Origin of the sequence: Alishewanella sp. HH-ZS, from assembly GCF_001704375.1 — a bacterium.
In the GTDB taxonomy this organism is placed as follows: Bacteria; Pseudomonadota; Gammaproteobacteria; order Enterobacterales; family Alteromonadaceae; genus Alishewanella; species Alishewanella aestuarii.
In genome coordinates this window covers 1-18,391 of sequence record NZ_LZEJ01000044.1, presented here as the reverse complement: position 1 = coordinate 18,391, position 18,391 = coordinate 1, and the positions used below count along the sequence as shown (strand labels likewise).

Genomic DNA, 18,391 nt, shown 5'->3' with positions numbered 1-18,391 from the left:
TCATATTATTCTCCGGTACCGGTACGACCAGTTTGGTCGAACCATGCAGAGTTTTATTTCGCAGTTGCGTAAAACTGCTATAAAATGCGCCACCTTTTGCTGCCCGATGCTCAAAATGCAGGCTACTAACGCACTTTACACCGATCTGTCGGGCTATTATGACCTGATGTGCTGCGATATTAACTATTTGCAGCAAAGCCAGGGCATCATCCGCCTACAACAACTGTTTGGCAATGCCGGCTTGCAGCATCTGGATCTGGCCTGTGGTACCGGGCCGCATATCCGGCATTTCATTGATGCGGGTTTTCAGTGTCAAGGATTAGACTTAAATCAACCGATGCTAACACTGGCCAGAGCGCGCTGCCCCGAGGCGAAGTTCCTGTTAGGTGATATGTGCCGGTTTGAACTTGTGCAACCTGTTGATTTAATAACCTGCTTTTTATATTCCATTCACTATACCGGTACTCTGGAACTGCTGGCTGACTGTATTGCCCGGGTTTATCACGCGTTAACACCGGGCGGCATCTTCTGCTTTAACGCCGTAGACAAAACTAAGATCTGTAATCTCAGTGCGGTAAGTCATAGCACTTATTATCAAAACGCCCGTTTTGATTTTGCCTCTGCCTGGTACTACAGTGGTTCGGGTGAGCAACAAGCGCTGAAACTTAAGATCAGCAAGACCACAAAGCTGGAGCAAGAATACTGGCAGGACGAACATCCGATGGTTGCAGTAAGCTTTACCGAGCTCGCTGAACTTCTCAGCCCCTACTTCGATATTCAGATCCTTGCACACGACTATCAGCGGATCCAAGCCTGGGATCAGCACGCTGGTAATGCGCTTTTTGTCTGTATTAAGCGGGATTAAGCACTGCATACTGGTCAGACTGGTACTGGAGCGCTGTAAAAAAATAGGCGTTGAACCTACATCATTTTGCTTTGAGTGAAGTGATCGTATTTAAGCGATGCCTGCTTACGCGCATGCTTTTCATCCAGTTTACATGTTCCGAAAAATTATAAATCTGATCCTTTTTTCAACAACTGGCGTTTTATCACTGGAACCAGGCGCGAGCATCAGCGTTGCCGCGCCCAAACCCAACCTAAGTTGAAAAAGGAAACGTTATGAAACTGTCACACCTGTTTGTTTGCTCACTCTTTGCCGGCTCATTACTGTTTACTGTTCAGGCACACAACCACAAAGCAAAAGCCGACATCGTTGATACCGCTGTAGCTGCAGGTAGCTTCACTACACTGGTCACTGCAGTGCAAGCGGCTGAGCTGGTTGATACTTTAAAAGGCAAAGGCCCGTTCACTGTGTTCGCCCCAAATGATGACGCCTTTGCCAAGATCCCGGCGGCTGATTTGAACGCGCTGGTGGCGGACAAAGCTGCACTGACCAATGTTCTGACTTACCATGTGGTAGCCGGTAAAGTGATGGCCGCTGACGTGGTTAATCTGACATCAGCCAAGACCGTACAGGGGCAGGATCTTAACATTGAAGTGAAAGACGGCAATGTCTTTGTTAACGGCGCCAAAGTTATCGCCACCGACATAGAGACCAGTAATGGTGTGATCCATGTGTTAGATACCGTGGTAATGCCATCTAACTAATTCTGCATCCTCTACCGCCGGGCTAACCGGCGGTACTTCAACGCTTTACCTCTGGCGACTGACCGGCTAAAGTGGGTTTTCATCCGTTAGACACCTGGCAGAAAAATGGACTTTAGTCACAGCACGACATCATCAGCCAGCCCTTGCTGCAGCCGTCGGGCCCAATTCGGATTATGGTTGTATCAACAAAGCATGGCTGCCGAAGCTTACTGCTATGGCCTGCGCCGCAGGCAAGCTGATATTGGCGAGCTAACCATCGACTATTACTGGTATGCCAACCCCGGTAAACCAACACTGGTATTGCTACATGGCTTTAGCGCCGATAAAAGTATCTGGCTGCGTTTTGCCCGTCAGCTGCGGCGCCACTATCAGTTATTGATCCCAGACTTACCTGGTCATGGTGAAACACCCTTTGCCGCTGATGCCAATCATAGTATGCCCAGACAAGCGGAGCGACTGGCATTATTTTTGGCGACGCTGCACCTGCCACAGGTGCATCTGATTGGGAATTCGATGGGCGGTTTTTTAGCCACCGTCTTTGCCAGCCGCTATCCGGCGCAGGTGCTCTCCCTGGCACTACAAGATCCGGCTGGGCTTAGCTCCGCTACGCCAAGTCAGTTAGAGCAGCAGGTACGCCAGGGTTTAAACCCGTTTTTACAGTTAGATTTTGCCGACTTTAAGCGATTTTACGCCCTATCGATGGCCCGGCCACCCTATATTCCACAGCTAATGCTAAAAGGCATTGCCTGCCGCTACCAACGACAACGGGTATTACTTGCTGCTATCTTTGCTGATTTTTTTGATTCCTGCTTAACAGCGGCAGAGCTGGCGCAGATTAAGGTACCGGTTTTATTATGTTGGGGCGAAGAAGACCAACTGATCGATATCAGTGCTGTAGCACTTTGGCAGCAACAGCTACCGCAACTCCAACTGCAGGTTTTTGAAGGGATTGGTCATTTACCGATGCTGGAGATCCCAAAGCAAAGTGCTACCGTCTATCGCCACTTTTTACAGCGATGCTAGCCAGTATTAGTCACAACAACTGCTTTGTGAAGCTGAAGCCGAGGGCAAACCGAGGCAACACTCATCATATAAAAATGCTAACAAGGTATCGACGTTGTTAAAGAGCAAACTGCAATATAAGGTGCGGCCATCCCGGCGTTGTGCCATTAAACCGACTTTGGTCATCCGGCTTAAATGATGTGACAGCGTTGAATTTGGAATATCTAAAGCCTGCTGGATCTCGCCAACCGCAACGCCCTGATGACCAGCACGCACCAAAATCCGAAAAATGCCTAATCGGGTTGGATGCCCCAATTCTGCCAACTGCGCTGCAGCCTGCTCCAATTCCAGACTCATCTTTACTCCAGGTCCTGAGTTGCTAACAGCGCTAGTGTAACGCCCTCCCGAAATAATTTCCACAAACTTGGAAATAACATTTGACACTTCCATGTTTGTCGAAATATTATATTTCCACAATCACGGAAATATCTGTGTGTGCTAACTAACCTGTGGAGGTTTTATGTCAGATGCGTTTTATGCCAGTGTGCAATTTTTTATCGGTACCCTTAGTGAGCTGCTGATACTTTTTGTCGTAATCAGTATGCTGGTGTACCAGCTGCAGGATCGCTTTCCGGCGCAGCGGATCCAGGCCTTATTGGCCGGTGGCAAAGGTTATTTTACCGCCGCAGCCCTAGGCGCTATTACACCCTTTTGCAGCTGCTCCACTCTGCCGATGTTAGTCGGTATGTTGCGTGCCAATGCAGCCTTTGGCCCGGTGATGACGTTCTTACTGACCTCTCCGTTGCTTAATCCAATCCTGGTTGCCCTGCTGTTTTCCGTGTTTGGCGCCAAACTCACTCTGCTATACGCAACGGGCGTGCTTAGCATCGCGGTCTTGTCTGGCCTGCTGTTATCACAACTGGGCTTTTCCCGTTACGTTAGGCTACCAGCAGCAGAGCGGCCTTGCTGCAACAGCGCTGGCGCAACAGTAGCGATAAAGTATTGGTCATGGCAGTACTGGAGCCGCTTATGGCTGCGGGCAGTTAAAGATACCCGCAGCTTTCTGCCACATTTAATGCTTGGTGTACTGGCGGGTGCGGTGATCCATGGCTATGTACCAGCCGAATTCTTTGCCAGTTTAAGTAGTAGCAATAGCCTGTACCTGATCCCGCTGGCCGCAGTGATTGGCATTCCGCTGTATGTTCGTGCCAGTTCGATGATCCCGCTGGCACTCAGTTTAGTGAGTAAAGGCATGAGCTATGGCAGCGTTATGGCGCTGACAATCGGCGGTGCCGGTGCCAGTTTGCCCGAGCTGATTATCCTGAAAAAGATCTTTCAATGGCCGCTGCTGTTGGCATTTATTGGTGTGGTGCTTGTTACTGCCTGCAGTACCGGTATTGCCATTGATCTGCTGTTACCGATAGGGAGTCTGTGATGGCACAGTCGCTGCGAACGATCGCCACACCTCAGCAACTGGCTACTACACTGCAACCGTTGCTGATTAACGCCCGCCTGGGTTTGCAACAGGCCAAGGGTTTTGTACCGGCGCCGGTGTCACTGACGCCCTGGCAACTCAGTACCTCGCAGTGGCAACAGGCAAGGACGGCGGCTACGCTACTCGGACGTTTGCTGGAACGGATCGCTGGTGATCCCTGTTGGTTACTGCAACAAACCCGGGCACTAAAGGACTCAGCATCAGTGCCAGGAGCGATCTGGCGAACCTTGTCTGCGATAGAGCCGGTTCGCTTAACCAGCCGGAATCTCAACTTAAGCCGGCATGATTTGCTGTTAACTGCTGGCGGATGGCGTTGGGTCGAATCTAATCCGATTGCCGCCGGTATGGGCCCCCTTAGTGCACGCTATCAACAACTATTGGCGCCTTTATTACCACTGCCTTATGTCGATAATCCGGCATTGGCCGCTCAGGCGAAGCTGTTAGCAGAAGCCGCTATTGCCAACGCTGCCGGACAGCCCGCGTTATTGGTTATGGTCATCGCGGAACAGGAGCAAAATATCTTTGATCAGCAATTGCTCACTGAAGCCGTCCGCCAGCACGGCGTGGCGACCGAACGGCTGACCCTAAACCAGTTACAACAAGGCCAGGCGCGGGGAGACAAAGGTTTCTATCTAACAGATGGACGGCGGGTAAGCGTATTATACTGGCGCACCGGCTATAACCCTCTGCCACAGGCAGCTGATTACTGGGCATTTCGGGCGAGTCTTGAGCACACGAATCTGCTGCAATGCCCTAATCTGGCAGGACAGTTAAGCGGCAGCAAATGGTTACAGCATCAACTGGGACTATTACTGCAGCAACCAAGCGGGCGGCAACAGCTCGCTCAGCGCTTTGGATTTAGCCCGGCACAATTACAGCTGCTGCAGCAGCTAATGGTGCCCAGCTTTGCCGTTGCCGACTTAACAGCGGAGGCAGTCCGCGCCAAACTGGCCGCCGGCTACTGGTACAAGACTCAACAAGAGGGCGGTGGCAATGTGGCACGCTATGCGCAAGGCTGGCAACGCTATCAGCACTATGACAGCGCCGATCTGCTGATGGCGCCGATTCACGCCAACATTCGCTGTGAAAATTTCTTTAGCCTAAAACATGGCGAACTGCTGCAGAATAACAGCGCTGGCCGCATCAGCGAGTTGGGTATTTTTACCCTGGGCTCGGCCGCCAGCTATGGTGGATATCTTTGTCGTAGCAAAGCCAGCAGCAGCCTGGAGGGTGGGATCAGTCATGGTGCTGCGACTTTGGATTTGATTAGCCTGAAACCTTGTTGCTGCTCAGGCTTTGCCTGAGCAGCAAGATCAGGATTTTACATCTTCCAGTTGTTTCTGCTTATGCTCCCAGCGGCGCTTGGCAAAGCGGCGCATATTGGGGATATCATCCGTCTCATCCATAATCGGCTGGCCGATAATGGCTTCAATCACATCCTCCATGGTCACCAAGCCCATCCAGCTACATTATCGCCCTGCTGTGTCAGGATCAGATTTTCCAGCTCAGACAGTTGTTCAAAACGCCCGACTACCCGCAACAAATAGCGCCTTTTACCGCTATCAATATCCCCCGCTGAGCTGTCACGGTTGCGGGCACGGATCGTATCGCGCACCTGGGTTAAACTAATGCCACGCTGCGCCAGTCGCGCCGGATCGACCAAGACCTGGATTTGCCGCTCGGCCCCCCCACTTACCCCGACTTCCGATACCCCGGGCACGCGCTCCATCTGCGGCCGGACAAAATCCTCCGCATAATCGCGCAGCATATCCATATCAAGGTTCAGTGGATTACCGGCCAGTGGCATTAGTCGGAAGTACATAAAGGCGTTATTGGAAAAAGAACTGCTGAACAGCCGCGGCTGATCGACATTCTCCTGATAGGACGAAACCTGACTCAAGGCATTGCTGACCCGGATCAGCGCTTCATTAACATCGACGCCAAACGGGAATTCCAGCTCAATTTGCGCCGAGCCGGTACTGGCGCGTGACACCATGCGTTTCAGATTTGGCAGGGTGCGTAAATACCGCTCCTGCTCAATCAGGATCTCTTTTTCGACATCCTGCGGCGTCGCCCCGGGCCAACCGGTTACCACACTGATAGTGCGTACTTCCAGATCAGGGATCATTTGCACCGGTATACGCAGCGCTGCCACTATCCCCAGTACACACACCATTAATACGGCTACCGTCAGGATGGTACCGCGACGAATACCAGCATCCAGCATCAGTTTGCTCCCTGACGATTGGCGCCAGCTGGCGTAGGATCCAGGATCCGTACCTGCTGGCCAGCGCGCAAGGTCTCATTACCCCGCACCACCACCAGTAAACCGGCAGGTAAGCCTGATAAAATTTCCACACCGCGCTCACTGCTGCGGCCAAGCTGCACATTAAAGCGTTCAGCCTGATTATCGCGGATCGCAAAAACGCTGAAGTTACCATCCGGATGACGTAACAATGCATCGGGTGGCACCACCAGCACCTGGCTGTCTTCACGTTCAAAATATAAGGTCGCCCGGGCTGAGGTGCCGGGCAGTAACGGAGTATCGGCGGTAGTCACTTCAAGGCGGGCCAGAAAGCTGCGGGCATTGCTATCGCCCACCGGCACTGTGGCCAGTAACCGGCCGCTCAGCACCTGCTGCGGCGCCAGATCCGAGCGCACTTCGATGCGGCGCAAATTAGCAAGATTGGCAAAATATTCTTGCGGCACCTGAATATCCAGTAATAACGGCGATAAACTGACCAGCTGAAACACCGGTGCGCCTAATGCTAACCACTCGCCCAGATCAGTATCGCGCCGAGCAATCACACCGGCAAAAGGTGCAGTTAAGGTATGCCGGCTGATAATTTCCCGTTGCTGCGCTAAGCGGGCATTGGCTTGTTGCAGCAAGGCTTCGGCCTCAGCCAATTGGGCGCGCCGAATTGCCAGCTCGGTTTGCGGAAACAGTTGTTGCGTGGTCAGTTGTTCTGCTTCAGCCACCAGACGTTGGCGCTCGGCTAACATAACCCGGGCCGCATTAACCGCGGCAAGCTGTTGTGCCAATTCATGCTCAGCCAGCGCCGGATCTAACTTTAACAGCGGCTGCCCGGCCTTGACCTCAGTGCCGGCATCCACCAGCAATTCAGCCACCAGGCCGGCAGTGCGGCTCGACAACTGGGCATTTTGCTGCGCCGTCAGACTGCCGCTTAACTGCAGCTGCTCGGCTAACCCCTGTTGTTGCGGTTAAACAACCTGTACCGGTACCGCCTCATCGGCAACAGCCGGTACCAATAAGCCTGATATCGTTAGCGCCAGCCAATACAGATAGATGCCACGGCTTATCATGCTACCATTCACTTTTCATTTTTGATTATGCTTGATATTTGCAGTATGGGCTAACTTCGCTCTCAGATCACGTTAAACGACAGGGTGTCGTCAGCCAGCGATAGATTGTGTCAGTAAAATGGCCATGCTAAAGTGATGCCTCTATCATTTCTCACCGAGTTTCGCCGTGCTCCGCCAGATACTGGTTTGCCTGTTAATGCTAAGCTTATTTGTCCAGCTGTCTGGACGTCACTGGCTATTGCATAACGATAACGCCGATATCGCCGTTGAGCATCAACATCAGACCAGCGCGGCTTTATCCTGGCATGACCTGCTGCATTTTCTTGGTAAGGCGCACCTGCACCACGCTGATGCCCAGCAAATTAGCCTGGAAAACTCTGCCGAAGCCCGCTGGCATGTGTTTGCCGATCTCTGTCACAGCGCGCAATTACTGTGGCAAACAGTGCCCGAGGTAGCGCTTGATTTGCGTCCGGATCTGGTACTGATCACCTTCTCCGGCTGGTGGCCGCGTTCACCGCAAAACCTGCTATGGCGGCCTCCCCGCCCCTGACTCTGCTGATTAAATTTTTTTCTTCACTGTATTTAGCAGAGGATTTGTTATGTTTAGCTTTAAACTACAGCAGCTGACTGTCGGCTTGCTGTTAAGCGTGCTGCTCGCTGTTTTGCCAGCGTTAGCCGCACCCGGGGCACATGGCCCCAATGGAGAACACCTTACCGGGCCCGTCGTCGCTAACACTCAGCTGGCGCCGCGTTTTGAAACTTTCAGTGAGCAGTTTGAACTGCTGGCCGAACTCTACGACGATCGCCTGGTGCTACATTTGCACCACTATGCCAGCAATCAGCCCGTCGCTGATGCCAGCCTGCAGCTGGAAAGCGCCGGGCTAACCGCTCAGGCCCGCTACAACAGCACTGCCGCTTACTATGAAATAACCGAACCGGCACTGTTACAGCTGCTACAGCAACCGCAGCAGCATGAGCTGGTAGTGACCGTTTTGACCGCGGAACACGCTGATCTGCTGCTGGCCAGTTTTCAGCTATCCCAAGCAGCCACCCCGCATGCCTCTGAGCATGATCATCAACATGAGCATGACCATCATAAACATAGCCACTATGCTAGCTGGTTAGCGGCCCTGGTTCTGCTGGCGCTGGCCGCTGGCAGCGGCTACTGGCTTGGTCTAACCCGTGCGGCGCGGAGGTTATAATGCAAAGGCTTAATCGATTTTATCTCAGCATGTTGTTCGCAGCAGGGCTACAGGCCGCCGCTGCCAGTGCCGCCCCGGGGGCGCATGGTCCTGATGGCGAGCATTTAACCACTTCGCCCGAAACTCATTCGCCGCTGGGCCGACAGGCGGATGGCAGTGTGGTGTTAACGATGGCACAGCAACGCTTGTTTGAGATCCGCACTCAGTTGGGTGTTAGCAGTACCGCCGCACCAACCCGGCAATTGCATGCTGTAGTGCAAAGTCATCCAGCTGGCCGGGGCCTGGTGCAAGCCAACAGTGCCGGCCGTTTAGCGCCGCCGGCAAATGGCCTGCCCGTTGCCGGACAGCGCGTTCAGGCCGGGCAAATTCTTGGCTACTTATATTACCAGGATACGGCTTACGAGCAGGCCAGCCAGTTAGCAGAGTTAACCGCGCTGCGCCTCAGTGCCAGCCAGACCGAGCGTGATGTGAAGCGTCTGCAGCAGTTGTCTGATTTAGTGGCGCAACAACAGCTGGAACAGCTGCAGTTGCAGCTGAACAGCCTGCGGCAACAAATCCGGCAGTTAGAAGGTGGTCTGGAGCAACCGGAGGTACTTAGCGCCCCGCTAAGTGGCATTATTCAGCCGCATCAACTGAGTAGCGGCCAGTGGCTGGCTGCCGGGCAACCGCTGTTTGAAATCCTTGATCCGGCTTTGTTACTGCTGGATGCCCGCACCACTGAGCCCGCGCTGCTCAATCAAATCGGGCACGCCTATCTGCAAGGCTGGCCGCAAGCGACGCTGGAATATATCGGCAGCACCGGACAGTACCAGCAGGGTAGCCTCAGTTTGCAGTTTAAGCTAACCCAGGCACCGCTGGCTGTCGGCCAACCCGTGACGCTGGTCGTAGAACAAGCCGGGCAGCTCAGCGGTATTCGCCTGCCCGCCAGCGCTGTGGTCAGCAGCAGTCAGAATCTGCCGCAGGTTTGGATCAAACTGAGTGCCGAGCGCTTTTTACCGCAAATTGTGCGTTATATGCCGCTGAATGACACAGAGGTGCTGATTACCGCCGGTTTGGGAGCGGACAATCGCGTGGTGGTACAAGGTGCCAACCTGCTGAATCAGATCCGCTAAGCGGGAGGAACCATGTTTGACATTATTGTACGCCGCAGCCTGGAGCAGCGGCTGTTGGTGCTGCTGGCTGCCCTGCTGCTATTAATTTACGGCCTGTTCAGCGCCAAATCGCTGCCGGTCGATGTGTTCCCGGATCTGAATAAGCCGGTTATCACTATCCTGACGGAAGCCGGAGGTATGGCACCGGAAGAAGTGGAACAGTTGGTCAGTTTTCCACTGGAAAACCTGCTGAGCGGTGTCACCGGCGTCAGCCGGATCCGTTCCACCTCCGGTATCGGACTTTCGCTGTTATATGTCGAATTTGACTGGGATACCGATATCTACCGTAACCGGCAACTGGTGGCGGAGCGCCTGACCCTGGCACAGCAACAACTGCCGCGACAGCTTACGCCGGTCATGGGGCCGGTATCCTCTATTATGGGCGAGATCATGTTGCTGGCATTGCCGCTTAAAGCCGACGTAGCAGAAGGCCCGATGCAGGCCCGCGAATATGCCGACTTTGTGCTGCGCCCGCGCCTGCAGGCTATTCCGGGTGTATCTCAGGTGATCCCGATTGGTGGCGAAGTGCGTCAGTACCGGGTGATGCCGGATCTGCCGAGAATGGCTGCCGCCGGCGTCAGCTTAGCCGATCTCAAAGCTGCGCTGCAGGGCTTTGCCCGTAATGCCGGCGGCGGTTTTCTGGAGCTAAATCAACGCGAATATTTGTTACGCCATCAGGCGCTGACCACTGAGCTCTCGGATCTGCAATTACTGGCTGTTGGCTGGCATGCCGGGCAGCCCATCTTGTTACAGCAACTGGCAGAGGTCAGCTATGCCGCCGCGGTAAAACGTGGTGATGCCGGCTTTAATGGCCAAAGCGCCGTGATCCTCAGCATCCAAAAACAACCTGATGCCGATACCGTTGCGGTAACCGCCGCCATCGAGCAGGCACTGGCCGGCCTACAAAATGGTTTACCTGCCGGACTGGCAGCGCCACAAGTGCTGTTCCGCCAGGCCGACTTTATCAGTGCCGCGGTGCGTAATGTCACCGAAGCGCTGCGTGATGCCGCCATTATGGTGCTGATCGTGTTGTTTGTGTTTTTACTGTCCAGCCGCACCACCTTTATTTCACTGCTGGCGATCCCGCTGTCTTTTGCCGTTACCATTCTGGTGTTCCGTTGGTTCGGCATGACCATCAACGTGATGACGCTTGGCGGTTTGGCCATCGCTGTCGGTGAGCTGGTCGATGATGCGGTGGTCGGGGTTGAGAATACGCTGCGCCGACTGAAACAGCGAGCCGCAGACAGTAAAGAAGCGGTATTAGACGTGATTTGGCGCGCCAGCATGGAGGTACGCTCCGGTATTCTGTACGCCACGCTGATCGTAGTGCTGGTGTTTCTGCCGCTGTTTGCGCTGCCGGGTATTGAAGGCCGGTTATTTAGCCCGCTGGGTGTGGCCTATATTGTCGCCATCCTGGCTTCGATGCTGGTCTCCATCACCGTTACGCCTGTGCTTTGCTATTACCTGCTGCCGGGCCGGCCAGAGCTGCAGCGCCAGGATAGCTGGCTGATCCAGCAACTGAAACAGTGGCAGCAGCGTTGGCTACGTTGGGCCTTTACGCGCGCGAAAGGCCTGCTCGCCGTGACAGCTGGTGCAGTACTGATTGCACTGGCGTCCCTGACACTGATGCCAAGAGCATTTTTACCCGCCTTTAACGAAGGCTCCTTGGTGCTGGGGGTAATATATCAGCCCGGTACTGCCGTGTCGGAAGCTAACCGGCTGGGCTTACTGGCCGAGCGCTTGCTATTAGAAATCCCGGAGGTCAGCCAGGTTGGCCGCCGTACCGGTCGCGCAGAGCTGGATGAACATGCCGAAGGCGTGCATTCCAGTGAAATCGATATCGACTTAACACCTTCCGCCCGCAGTCGCGACGCCGTACTCGCAGAGATCCGGGATAAGCTCGCGGTGCTGCCCGCTCAGGTTGCGATCGGCCAACCGATATCCCACCGCCTGGATCACCTATTATCCGGTGTCCGGGCGCAGCTGGCGGTAAAAATCTTTGGTGATGATTTAGCCGAGCTGCGCCTGACGGCTGAGCAACTGCGTCAGCGTCTGGCTGAGATCCCCGGGCTGGTTGATATTAACGTGGAACAGCAGGTGCTGATCCCGCAACTGTCGGTACAACTTAACCAGCGCAGCGCTGCCCAACACGGCTTAACGCCCGGGGCGGCGATCGAGCAGCTACAACTACTGACTGACGGCGAGGTCGTAGCGGAAATTATCGACGGGGTAAGACGTTTTGATGTAGTACTACGCCTGGCTGACACTGAACGTAGCCCGGAAGCGCTGCGCCGGGCGTTGCTGGATACCCCTGCCGGCCCGGTGCCGCTGGCAGCAGTGGCAGAAGTCAGTGCCAGTGACGGCCCGAATCAGATCCTGCGGGAAAATGGCCGCCGTCGGATTGTGGTGTACGCCAACGCCGACAGCACTGATGTTAAAACCTTACTGGCCGAGATCCGGCAACAAGTGGCTAGCCTTAGCCTGCCTACGGGCAGCTTTATCAGCCTCGAAGGTCAGTTTTTAGCGCAGGAGCAATCCATGCAGCTGGTGGCGGTTTTAGCCTTAGTCTCCTTCCTGCTGATTGCACTGGTACTGTATCTGCGCTATCAGTCCTGGATCTTGGCTGCCATCGTGTTTTGCACCATGCCAATGGCACTGCTGGGTAGTGTGCTGGGGATTTGGCTAAGCGGCTTATCACTGTCCGTGGCATCGGTTGTTGGCTTTATTACGCTAACCGGCATCGCGGCACGCAACGCTATTCTGAAGATCAGTCACTATATTTACCTGTGCCGGCATGAACAGCAGCATTTTAGTCAGGAAATGATTATCCGGGGTTCCGCCGAGCGTTTAGCGCCCGTTGTAATGACGTCGCTGGTAACGGCTTTTGCGTTATTGCCACTGCTGTTATCGGCTGGAGCGCCCGGCAAGGAAATTCTGTATCCGGTGGCCGTGGTAATTTTCAGCGGCTTACTCAGTTCTACGCTGCTGGATATTTTACTGACCCCCCTGCTTTACTGGCTGTATGGCCGGTCGGCAACCGAACAACTGTTACAACAGCACACTGAGGTATAACTGATGAGATTAACGTTATTGAAAAAAACGGGCTGCATTCTGAGCATGACAATGGTCGTGGCTATGGTCACCCTGTTACCGGCAACACCTGCTTTTAGCCACGGCGAAGCCAAAGCACAACATGGTGGTCAGATCCAAAGCCGGCATGATTTGGCAGTGGAGCTGGTCCGGCACAGCGAGAGCATAGAATTACATCTGACAGATCACGGCGATGCGATTGACCCAATAGGCTGGCAGGGAAAAATTACAGTCCTTGCCGCCGGTCAAAAACAGGACATACCGCTGGTTGTAACGGGGCAGACACTCAGTGCCGGGCTAAGCCTGCCTGATGGTGCCAAGGTTGTGGTAAGTTTGACTAACCCGCAGCAGCAGCGCTTTTCGTTTCGCTATAGTTTTTAATACCCCGGCGTCGGTCAGTTGTCGCAACAGACATAAAACGATCTTAGCGACAATTGGCGACTAACTTCATTAAAAGAAACTGACCTAAGCCAGCCTCGCTTTGGTCAGCTTTCTCACCCATGTTCTTTAAGCTTATAAAGCTGTGTACTCACATCCGATAAAGCCGCCAATACAATAACTGCAGATTTCTCTTGACCAAAATAGTGGCGGACTCTAAGTTGATATCGCATATCAGGAGTCGCTTTTCAGGAAAGGTTAGATGTCGTTTCAACTGGCTGTTCGTCGGTTTCTGCAAGCTCCATCATCAGTTATCCAGATAAATCACTTTGTTGTTCTTGCACTAAGTTATGCCATGCTGGGCTATGTCGGCATTCAACTGGCAAATCTCTCTTATGGCATTAGCCTGATCTGGCCCCCAATTGGCGTTGCTATAGCTTTATTGCTGCGTTGGGGGCTTTATTTATGGCCTGCTATTGTTATTGGTGGGCTCGGACTGCAATTGTTAGTGTCAGACTTTTCACTGCTACAGGCTTTTACTCTAGCCCTTGGCAGTGCCATTATTATTGTTCTGCACTGCGCCTGGCTGCAAAAAACCGGCTTTGACTGCCGCCTTGAGCAGGTTGCCGATATGCTGCGTTTTGTCGCCATTGCCATTATCTCTTGCTCTGCCGTTTTGGCGTTATTTGGCATTAGCCTGCTGATCTGGATCGGCAGGGTTCCGGCAGCCGACTTAGTCACCGCCTGGAGTAGCTGGTTTTTGGGCGATGTAACTGGCGTGCTGATCTTCGGTCTGGCCCTGCTCATCTTTGAGCGCCAAAAGCTCGCCGTACTATTCCAGCCTAAAAATTTGCTGGCCCTTGGCCTGATGCTGTTATTAAGTGCAGAGATCTTTATCTTTAACCAGACTGGCCTTGGTGTAGCCTTAACCTTACTGCCGATGATTTGCCTGCTCTGGATCGCCATGCGCACCAACCTAGTCGTCACATCCTGGGTTGTACTGTGCTTTTCATCGCTGGCTATTTATAGTGTCTATCTGAATGCTGGCATTTTTGCTACTTTAGCCAACCCGACTATGGGTACCTGGCTTTATATGGCCAGCCTTGGCTTAGTGTCTTTGATCCTATCCGTCAGTGCTGCCGAAGCCCGTTTAAATGCCGAGCTAATGCGTCATGCCATCGCCGCGACCCAAACCGGTATCTGGGATCTGCGGCTGGACGATAAGATGTTATTTCTAAATGCCCATCTACTGCAAAATCTTGGTCATGGCGCTTACCCGCGCAAACAACCGCTGCCTGAGTTCAACTCTCTGATATACGTTGATGATCGAGTCAGGCTACAACAGGAAGTACAGGCTTATCTGCTGGGCGAAAAACCGCAGTTGAAACTGATCGTGCGCTTACAACATCAGGATGGGAGCTGGCGAGACCAGCAATTAGAGGGGGCTATTACCGAACGCGATCTGAACGGTGAGCCAAAGCGCTTAAGTGGTACAGTAGTCGATGTCACAGAGCAGCAGCAATTACAAGCCAAGCTAAACAGCCAGGCAATGACCGATGAGTTAACCACTATCGCTAACCGCCGGGCCTTTATGCAGCACCTCACGCTATGTTGGCGTCAGTATCAACGCGACCACCGGCTTGCCTTCTATCTGATCCTGATTGATCTTGATTATTTTAAAAAAATTAACGACCAATATGGTCACGATGCTGGCGATAAGGTACTGCAAGGCTTTAGTCAGTTGATTAGCGGCCGGCTGCGGCAAACCGATTATTTCGCCAGATTGGGCGGTGAAGAGTTTGTGATCCTGGCCAGGGCGGAAAGCGAGGCCGACATTCTGGCACTGGCTGAGCAACTACGGCAGGCTGTTAGCACACTCAGTTTTAATGTGCTGACGCAGCCTGAGTTTAACATCAGTGCCAGCTTTGGTATCGCCGGCTGTGCCGTTAACGTCCAGACTGCCGAAGAGTTACTGCAGCAAGCCGATCAAGCTTTATATCAGGCTAAAGCTCAGGGGCGAAATCAGGTCGTCTACTTTACACCTGAGGAACGTTCACCTTAGCCCCGTACCGGGCGGCATCATCTCCGCCCGGTACCATATCAAACGCCGGCTCTGATCTTAACTGGCTAACTTTAATACCACTACCCCACTGATAATCAGCATCACCCCAATATAGCGTAGCAGCGAGCTGGCATCCCCAAAAAACCAGACACCAATCAAAAAGGTGCCAGCCGCGCCGATACCGGTCCATACCGCATAGGCAGTGCCAAGCGGAATAGTGCGCTGCGCCAGGAATAACAAGGTACCACTTAGCGCCATAAAGGCGACCGCAATCGCAATGCCGGTAAATTTATATTGCCCTTGTTGTGCCAGTTTTAGCCCAACTGGCCAGCCAATTTCAGTAACCCCGGCCAGCAGTAGATAAAGCCAACTTAACATGCCCTCGCCTCCGTTTGTTTTAGTTGAGCCCGGCAATACTATCAGTTAATCTGCAAGAACAAAGTTAGATACCATCGATTATTTTCATATGTTTAGTTTGGAACAATTACGGATCTTTGTTTGTGCGGCCGATGAGGGTTCCTTTTCTGCCTGCGCCAGAAAACTGGGCAAGGTGCAATCCGCAATAAGTCACAGTATCAGCACGCTGGAGCTGGATTTAAATGTTGAACTGTTTGACCGCTCCAGCCGCCACCCCAGACTCACGCCCGCCGGTGAACATCTATTGCGCTTAGCCCGCGGTTTACTGGTGCAGGCGAACGAGTTGGAAAATACTGCCAAGTCGATATATCAGCAACAGGAAACCCGTCTGACCGTTGCCGCTGACGATGGCTTGTTGCTACCTCAGGTATTTGATACGCTCAAGCAGGTAGAGTTGCAGTTTCCCAGTGTCGAGCTGGAGCTGCTGTCGCTGCCTTCGACCGATATTGCGCTGGAGGTTGCCGCGGGCAAGCTTGATTTGGGCGTGATGTTTTCCGAGATTGAGGCTATTAAGCCTATCGACTTCTGTTATGTCGGACACATCGACTATATTGCGGTCTGTCATCCGGAACATGCTCTTGCGGCGTTAAACCGCATTTCCCTGACAGATCTGCTGCCACACCGGCAGATTGCTGTGCGTGGCAGAGCACAGCGTGAATCGCAGCTGTTGCTGAGTATTGCCAGTAAAACCTGGTGGTGTTCCAGCTATAGCAAGGTATTGGCGCTGGTTAACCGTAATGTTGGTTGGGCTTATCTGCCACGCTTTATGGTGGCGGCACAACTGACTAACGGCCAGCTGCAAACCCTGCCGGTGAGTTTTGACCATGTTAGCTGGTCAGTCCCGGTTGATCTGGTCTTCCGTCGCGGCGCCCAGCATGGCCCTGTAGTCAGTTATCTGATCCAGCAGTTACAAACTGTATTCGCCACTCCCAAGATTAACTGAGAGCCCAAGGCCCTCAGAGCTGGCTAAGTCGGTTTTAACTGCAACAGATCCCATTTATTGCCATACAGATCAGAGAACACCGCCACAGTGCCATAGGCTTCTTCGCGCGGGGCTTCGTGAAAATGCACACCCTTTGCCTGCATTTGCCGATAATCACGCCAAAAATCCTTGGTTTGTAAAAACAGAAATACCCGGCCCGCGGCCTGATCACCCACCTGCTGCAATTGTACCGGCGTACTGGCCCTGGCGAGCAGTAAGGCCGTACCGGCAGTGCCTGGTGCAACCCGTACCCACCGTTTATCGCCGCCAAGAGGGGTATCCTCGAGCAAGCTAAAGCCGAGTTTTTGCGTATAGAACGCGATAGCCTCATCATAGTCGGCAACCAATAAAGCAATACTGGCGATCTGCTGCTGGAATTCCGCTGTCATTCACACTTCCTGAAAATACGTTAAAGATGAAACCGAGGGCTAGCAACTTAGCTGCGGCAACGCCGAACGGTGGACACGATACAGCACCGCATCCACGTCACCAAGGGCATCACGATGCAAAAAGTTTTTGATAAACTGCATGCCAAGCTTTTTCATCACACCGATAGAGCCGGCATTATCCGGCATTGCAATAGCAGAAAGATAGTGGATTTGCGGCTTATCCGCTAACACAGCCCGGGCAATGGCTAACGCGGCTTCGCTGGCATAACCTTGCCCCCAATAAGGCCGTTGTAACCGCCAGCCGATCTCCAACGTATCTAAACTGGGCGTTTCGGTGTTAAACCCCATGGGCCGGATCAAGACCCAACCAAGATAGGCCTGATCGTCCAGACGCCGGATTTGCCAGATCCCAAATCCTGCTGCCGGACTGTGATATAACGCCAGTCGCGGCAGCATCACCGCAACGATGGTTTGCATAGTGCTGCGCTTACCGCCATTAATATAACGCATGACCTCCTCATCCTGATCGACCTGATATAACAGATCCGCATCAGCTAAGGTTATTAAGGCAAAACTCAGGCGGCCTGAGTCAGGAACAACCAACATAGTGCTTACTCCAAAAAATAGCGGTTTTTTTGATGTACTGCGATCGGCGTATTCAGCTAACCGGACAGCAATTGAAATGACCTTCCTGGCTAAATTTCTGACGATACTGCCCCGGCGTAAACTCGGTATAGCTGACAAAGAGCTTCCGAAATGAGCTGACATCCTCATAACCCACCTGGGCAACAATTTGCTCGATAGCCTGATCGGTCGTTTCAAGCAAACGCTTGGCATGTTCGACCCGTAGCCGCTGCAAATAATTAAGCGGGGTGTCGTTTAATGCCAGTTTAAACCGCCGCAGCAAAGTACGTTTGGTTAAATAAAACTGCTGCGCCAGCAGATCCAGTGAGAAGGGTTCAGCAAGTTGCTTGCTAAGCTGGGCCTGTATTTGCTTAACCACCTGATCGTTATGTGGCTGGCCTATTGAGAGATCCATATAGGGAATTTGCGAGTTGCGATTAGGATCGGTCAGCATGACCTTGGCAATTTGCCGGGCAAAGTGTTCTCCCACCAGTCGCTCGGTAATAGCGAGACACAGGTTTATATTTGACGTCGTGGCACCGGCCGTAAGCAGGTTATCGTCCTGCACCAACAATTTATTCAGTTGCAAATGCACATCCGGATACAGGCTTTGAAAAGCGTCTTTGAAAAACCAGCTGGTCGTGTGTTCGGCGTCAACTATCTTGGC

At 53.1% G+C, this 18,391-nt stretch carries 18 protein-coding genes and 2 pseudogenes; 12 read left to right on the top strand and 8 right to left on the bottom strand.

Features of this window, described 5'->3' with window-relative positions:
- The first annotated feature begins 115 nt into the window (after positions 1–115).
- The 3 genes from A9165_RS14455 (at position 116) to A9165_RS14445 (ending at position 2,631) form a co-directional block, all read left to right on the top strand.
- The gene (locus A9165_RS14455; RefSeq protein ID WP_176714628.1) at positions 116–865 is read left to right on the top strand and encodes a class I SAM-dependent methyltransferase; all 750 of its coding nucleotides are present in this window, start codon (positions 116–118) and stop codon (positions 863–865) included.
- A 254-nt stretch (positions 866–1,119) separates the two neighbouring features.
- Positions 1,120–1,608, top strand: a complete 489-nt coding sequence (locus A9165_RS14450; RefSeq protein ID WP_065956426.1) for a fasciclin domain-containing protein — start codon at positions 1,120–1,122, stop codon at positions 1,606–1,608.
- Positions 1,609–1,785: 177 nt separating this feature from the next.
- A complete protein-coding gene (locus A9165_RS14445) occupies positions 1,786–2,631 on the top strand; it encodes an alpha/beta fold hydrolase (RefSeq protein ID WP_255365740.1) in 846 nt (281 codons plus the stop codon).
- Between the two features lie 6 nt (positions 2,632–2,637).
- On the opposite strand, the gene A9165_RS14440 is transcribed toward A9165_RS14445, so the two are convergent.
- Complete coding sequence (locus tag A9165_RS14440) at positions 2,638–2,967, bottom strand: helix-turn-helix transcriptional regulator (protein ID WP_065956424.1); 330 nt, start codon at positions 2,965–2,967, stop codon at positions 2,638–2,640.
- A 163-nt stretch (positions 2,968–3,130) separates the two neighbouring features.
- On the opposite strand from A9165_RS14440, the gene A9165_RS14435 reads away from it, so the two are divergent.
- Together A9165_RS14435 and A9165_RS14430 are read left to right on the top strand one after the other, a co-directional pair.
- Positions 3,131–4,045, top strand: a complete 915-nt coding sequence (locus A9165_RS14435) for a permease (protein WP_065956423.1) — start codon at positions 3,131–3,133, stop codon at positions 4,043–4,045.
- Entirely contained in the window at positions 4,045–5,409 is a 1,365-nt protein-coding gene (locus A9165_RS14430; protein WP_065956422.1) for a glutathione synthase, read from the top strand. The genes A9165_RS14435 and A9165_RS14430 overlap by 1 nt, the downstream gene beginning before the upstream one ends.
- Positions 5,410–5,418: 9 nt before the next feature.
- On the opposite strand, the gene A9165_RS16835 is transcribed toward A9165_RS14430, so the two are convergent.
- The 3 genes and pseudogenes from A9165_RS16835 to A9165_RS14420 form a co-directional block, all read right to left on the bottom strand.
- Positions 5,419–5,556, bottom strand: a complete 138-nt coding sequence (locus A9165_RS16835) for a hypothetical protein (RefSeq protein ID WP_255365739.1) — start codon at positions 5,554–5,556, stop codon at positions 5,419–5,421.
- A 20-nt stretch (positions 5,557–5,576) separates the two neighbouring features.
- A pseudogene (locus tag A9165_RS14425) lies at positions 5,577–6,332 on the bottom strand (efflux RND transporter permease subunit); the annotation flags it as partial.
- Positions 6,332–7,309, bottom strand: a pseudogene (locus A9165_RS14420) (efflux RND transporter periplasmic adaptor subunit); the annotation flags it as partial. The pseudogenes A9165_RS14420 and A9165_RS14425, both read right to left, overlap by 1 nt.
- A 316-nt stretch (positions 7,310–7,625) precedes the next feature.
- Between A9165_RS14420 and A9165_RS14415 the strand changes: the two are divergent.
- The 6 genes from A9165_RS14415 to A9165_RS14390 all read left to right on the top strand — a co-directional run bounded on the left by A9165_RS14415 (position 7,626) and on the right by A9165_RS14390 (position 15,312).
- Complete coding sequence (locus tag A9165_RS14415) at positions 7,626–7,979, top strand: hypothetical protein (protein ID WP_255365738.1); 354 nt, start codon at positions 7,626–7,628, stop codon at positions 7,977–7,979.
- A 49-nt stretch (positions 7,980–8,028) separates the two neighbouring features.
- A complete protein-coding gene (locus tag A9165_RS14410) occupies positions 8,029–8,631 on the top strand; it encodes a hypothetical protein (RefSeq protein WP_065956419.1) in 603 nt (200 codons plus the stop codon).
- A complete protein-coding gene (locus tag A9165_RS14405; protein WP_008951591.1) occupies positions 8,631–9,743 on the top strand; it encodes an efflux RND transporter periplasmic adaptor subunit in 1,113 nt (370 codons plus the stop codon). The genes A9165_RS14410 and A9165_RS14405 overlap by 1 nt, the downstream gene beginning before the upstream one ends.
- Positions 9,744–9,755: 12 nt before the next feature.
- A complete protein-coding gene (locus A9165_RS14400; RefSeq protein ID WP_065956418.1) occupies positions 9,756–12,854 on the top strand; it encodes an efflux RND transporter permease subunit in 3,099 nt (1,032 codons plus the stop codon).
- A gap of 3 nt (positions 12,855–12,857) precedes the next feature.
- Entirely contained in the window at positions 12,858–13,253 is a 396-nt protein-coding gene (locus tag A9165_RS14395) for a hypothetical protein (protein WP_065956417.1), read from the top strand.
- A 259-nt stretch (positions 13,254–13,512) separates the two neighbouring features.
- The gene (locus A9165_RS14390) at positions 13,513–15,312 is read left to right on the top strand and encodes a diguanylate cyclase (RefSeq protein ID WP_065956416.1); all 1,800 of its coding nucleotides are present in this window, start codon (positions 13,513–13,515) and stop codon (positions 15,310–15,312) included.
- Positions 15,313–15,369: 57 nt separating this feature from the next.
- On the opposite strand, the gene A9165_RS14385 is transcribed toward A9165_RS14390, so the two are convergent.
- A complete protein-coding gene (locus A9165_RS14385) occupies positions 15,370–15,690 on the bottom strand; it encodes a multidrug efflux SMR transporter (protein ID WP_008607730.1) in 321 nt (106 codons plus the stop codon).
- A gap of 88 nt (positions 15,691–15,778) precedes the next feature.
- Here A9165_RS14385 and A9165_RS14380 point away from each other — a divergent pair, with 88 nt between their 5' ends.
- Complete coding sequence (locus tag A9165_RS14380; RefSeq protein WP_065956415.1) at positions 15,779–16,672, top strand: LysR family transcriptional regulator; 894 nt, start codon at positions 15,779–15,781, stop codon at positions 16,670–16,672.
- A 23-nt stretch (positions 16,673–16,695) separates the two neighbouring features.
- On the opposite strand, the gene A9165_RS14375 is transcribed toward A9165_RS14380, so the two are convergent.
- From A9165_RS14375 to A9165_RS14365, 3 genes are all read right to left on the bottom strand, one after another.
- Entirely contained in the window at positions 16,696–17,100 is a 405-nt protein-coding gene (locus tag A9165_RS14375) for a VOC family protein (RefSeq protein WP_065956414.1), read from the bottom strand.
- A gap of 39 nt (positions 17,101–17,139) precedes the next feature.
- Positions 17,140–17,706, bottom strand: coding sequence for a GNAT family N-acetyltransferase (locus tag A9165_RS14370; protein WP_065956413.1), 567 nt, complete (start codon positions 17,704–17,706; stop codon positions 17,140–17,142).
- Positions 17,707–17,758: 52 nt separating this feature from the next.
- A partial coding sequence (locus tag A9165_RS14365; RefSeq protein WP_141686174.1) for a GlxA family transcriptional regulator occupies positions 17,759–18,391 on the bottom strand: 633 nt, incomplete at its 5' end.

What these genes read in the sequence shown, in the direction of transcription:
- A9165_RS14455 (WP_176714628.1), top strand. Translation starts at nt 116, where the DNA reads ATGCAGGCTACTAACGCACTTTACACCGATCTGTCGGGCTATTATGAC.
- A9165_RS14450 (WP_065956426.1), top strand. Translation starts at nt 1,120, where the DNA reads ATGAAACTGTCACACCTGTTTGTTTGCTCACTCTTTGCCGGCTCATTA.
- A9165_RS14440 (WP_065956424.1), bottom strand. Translation starts at nt 2,967, where the DNA reads ATGAGTCTGGAATTGGAGCAGGCTGCAGCGCAGTTGGCAGAATTGGGG.
- A9165_RS14435 (WP_065956423.1), top strand. Translation starts at nt 3,131, where the DNA reads ATGTCAGATGCGTTTTATGCCAGTGTGCAATTTTTTATCGGTACCCTT.
- A9165_RS14430 (WP_065956422.1), top strand. Translation starts at nt 4,045, where the DNA reads ATGGCACAGTCGCTGCGAACGATCGCCACACCTCAGCAACTGGCTACT.
- A9165_RS14415 (WP_255365738.1), top strand. Translation starts at nt 7,626, where the DNA reads ATGCTAAGCTTATTTGTCCAGCTGTCTGGACGTCACTGGCTATTGCAT.
- A9165_RS14410 (WP_065956419.1), top strand. Translation starts at nt 8,029, where the DNA reads ATGTTTAGCTTTAAACTACAGCAGCTGACTGTCGGCTTGCTGTTAAGC.
- A9165_RS14405 (WP_008951591.1), top strand. Translation starts at nt 8,631, where the DNA reads ATGCAAAGGCTTAATCGATTTTATCTCAGCATGTTGTTCGCAGCAGGG.
- A9165_RS14400 (WP_065956418.1), top strand. Translation starts at nt 9,756, where the DNA reads ATGTTTGACATTATTGTACGCCGCAGCCTGGAGCAGCGGCTGTTGGTG.
- A9165_RS14395 (WP_065956417.1), top strand. Translation starts at nt 12,858, where the DNA reads ATGAGATTAACGTTATTGAAAAAAACGGGCTGCATTCTGAGCATGACA.
- A9165_RS14390 (WP_065956416.1), top strand. Translation starts at nt 13,513, where the DNA reads ATGTCGTTTCAACTGGCTGTTCGTCGGTTTCTGCAAGCTCCATCATCA.
- A9165_RS14385 (WP_008607730.1), bottom strand. Translation starts at nt 15,690, where the DNA reads ATGTTAAGTTGGCTTTATCTACTGCTGGCCGGGGTTACTGAAATTGGC.
- A9165_RS14380 (WP_065956415.1), top strand. Translation starts at nt 15,779, where the DNA reads ATGTTTAGTTTGGAACAATTACGGATCTTTGTTTGTGCGGCCGATGAG.
- A9165_RS14375 (WP_065956414.1), bottom strand. Translation starts at nt 17,100, where the DNA reads ATGACAGCGGAATTCCAGCAGCAGATCGCCAGTATTGCTTTATTGGTT.
- A9165_RS14370 (WP_065956413.1), bottom strand. Translation starts at nt 17,706, where the DNA reads ATGTTGGTTGTTCCTGACTCAGGCCGCCTGAGTTTTGCCTTAATAACC.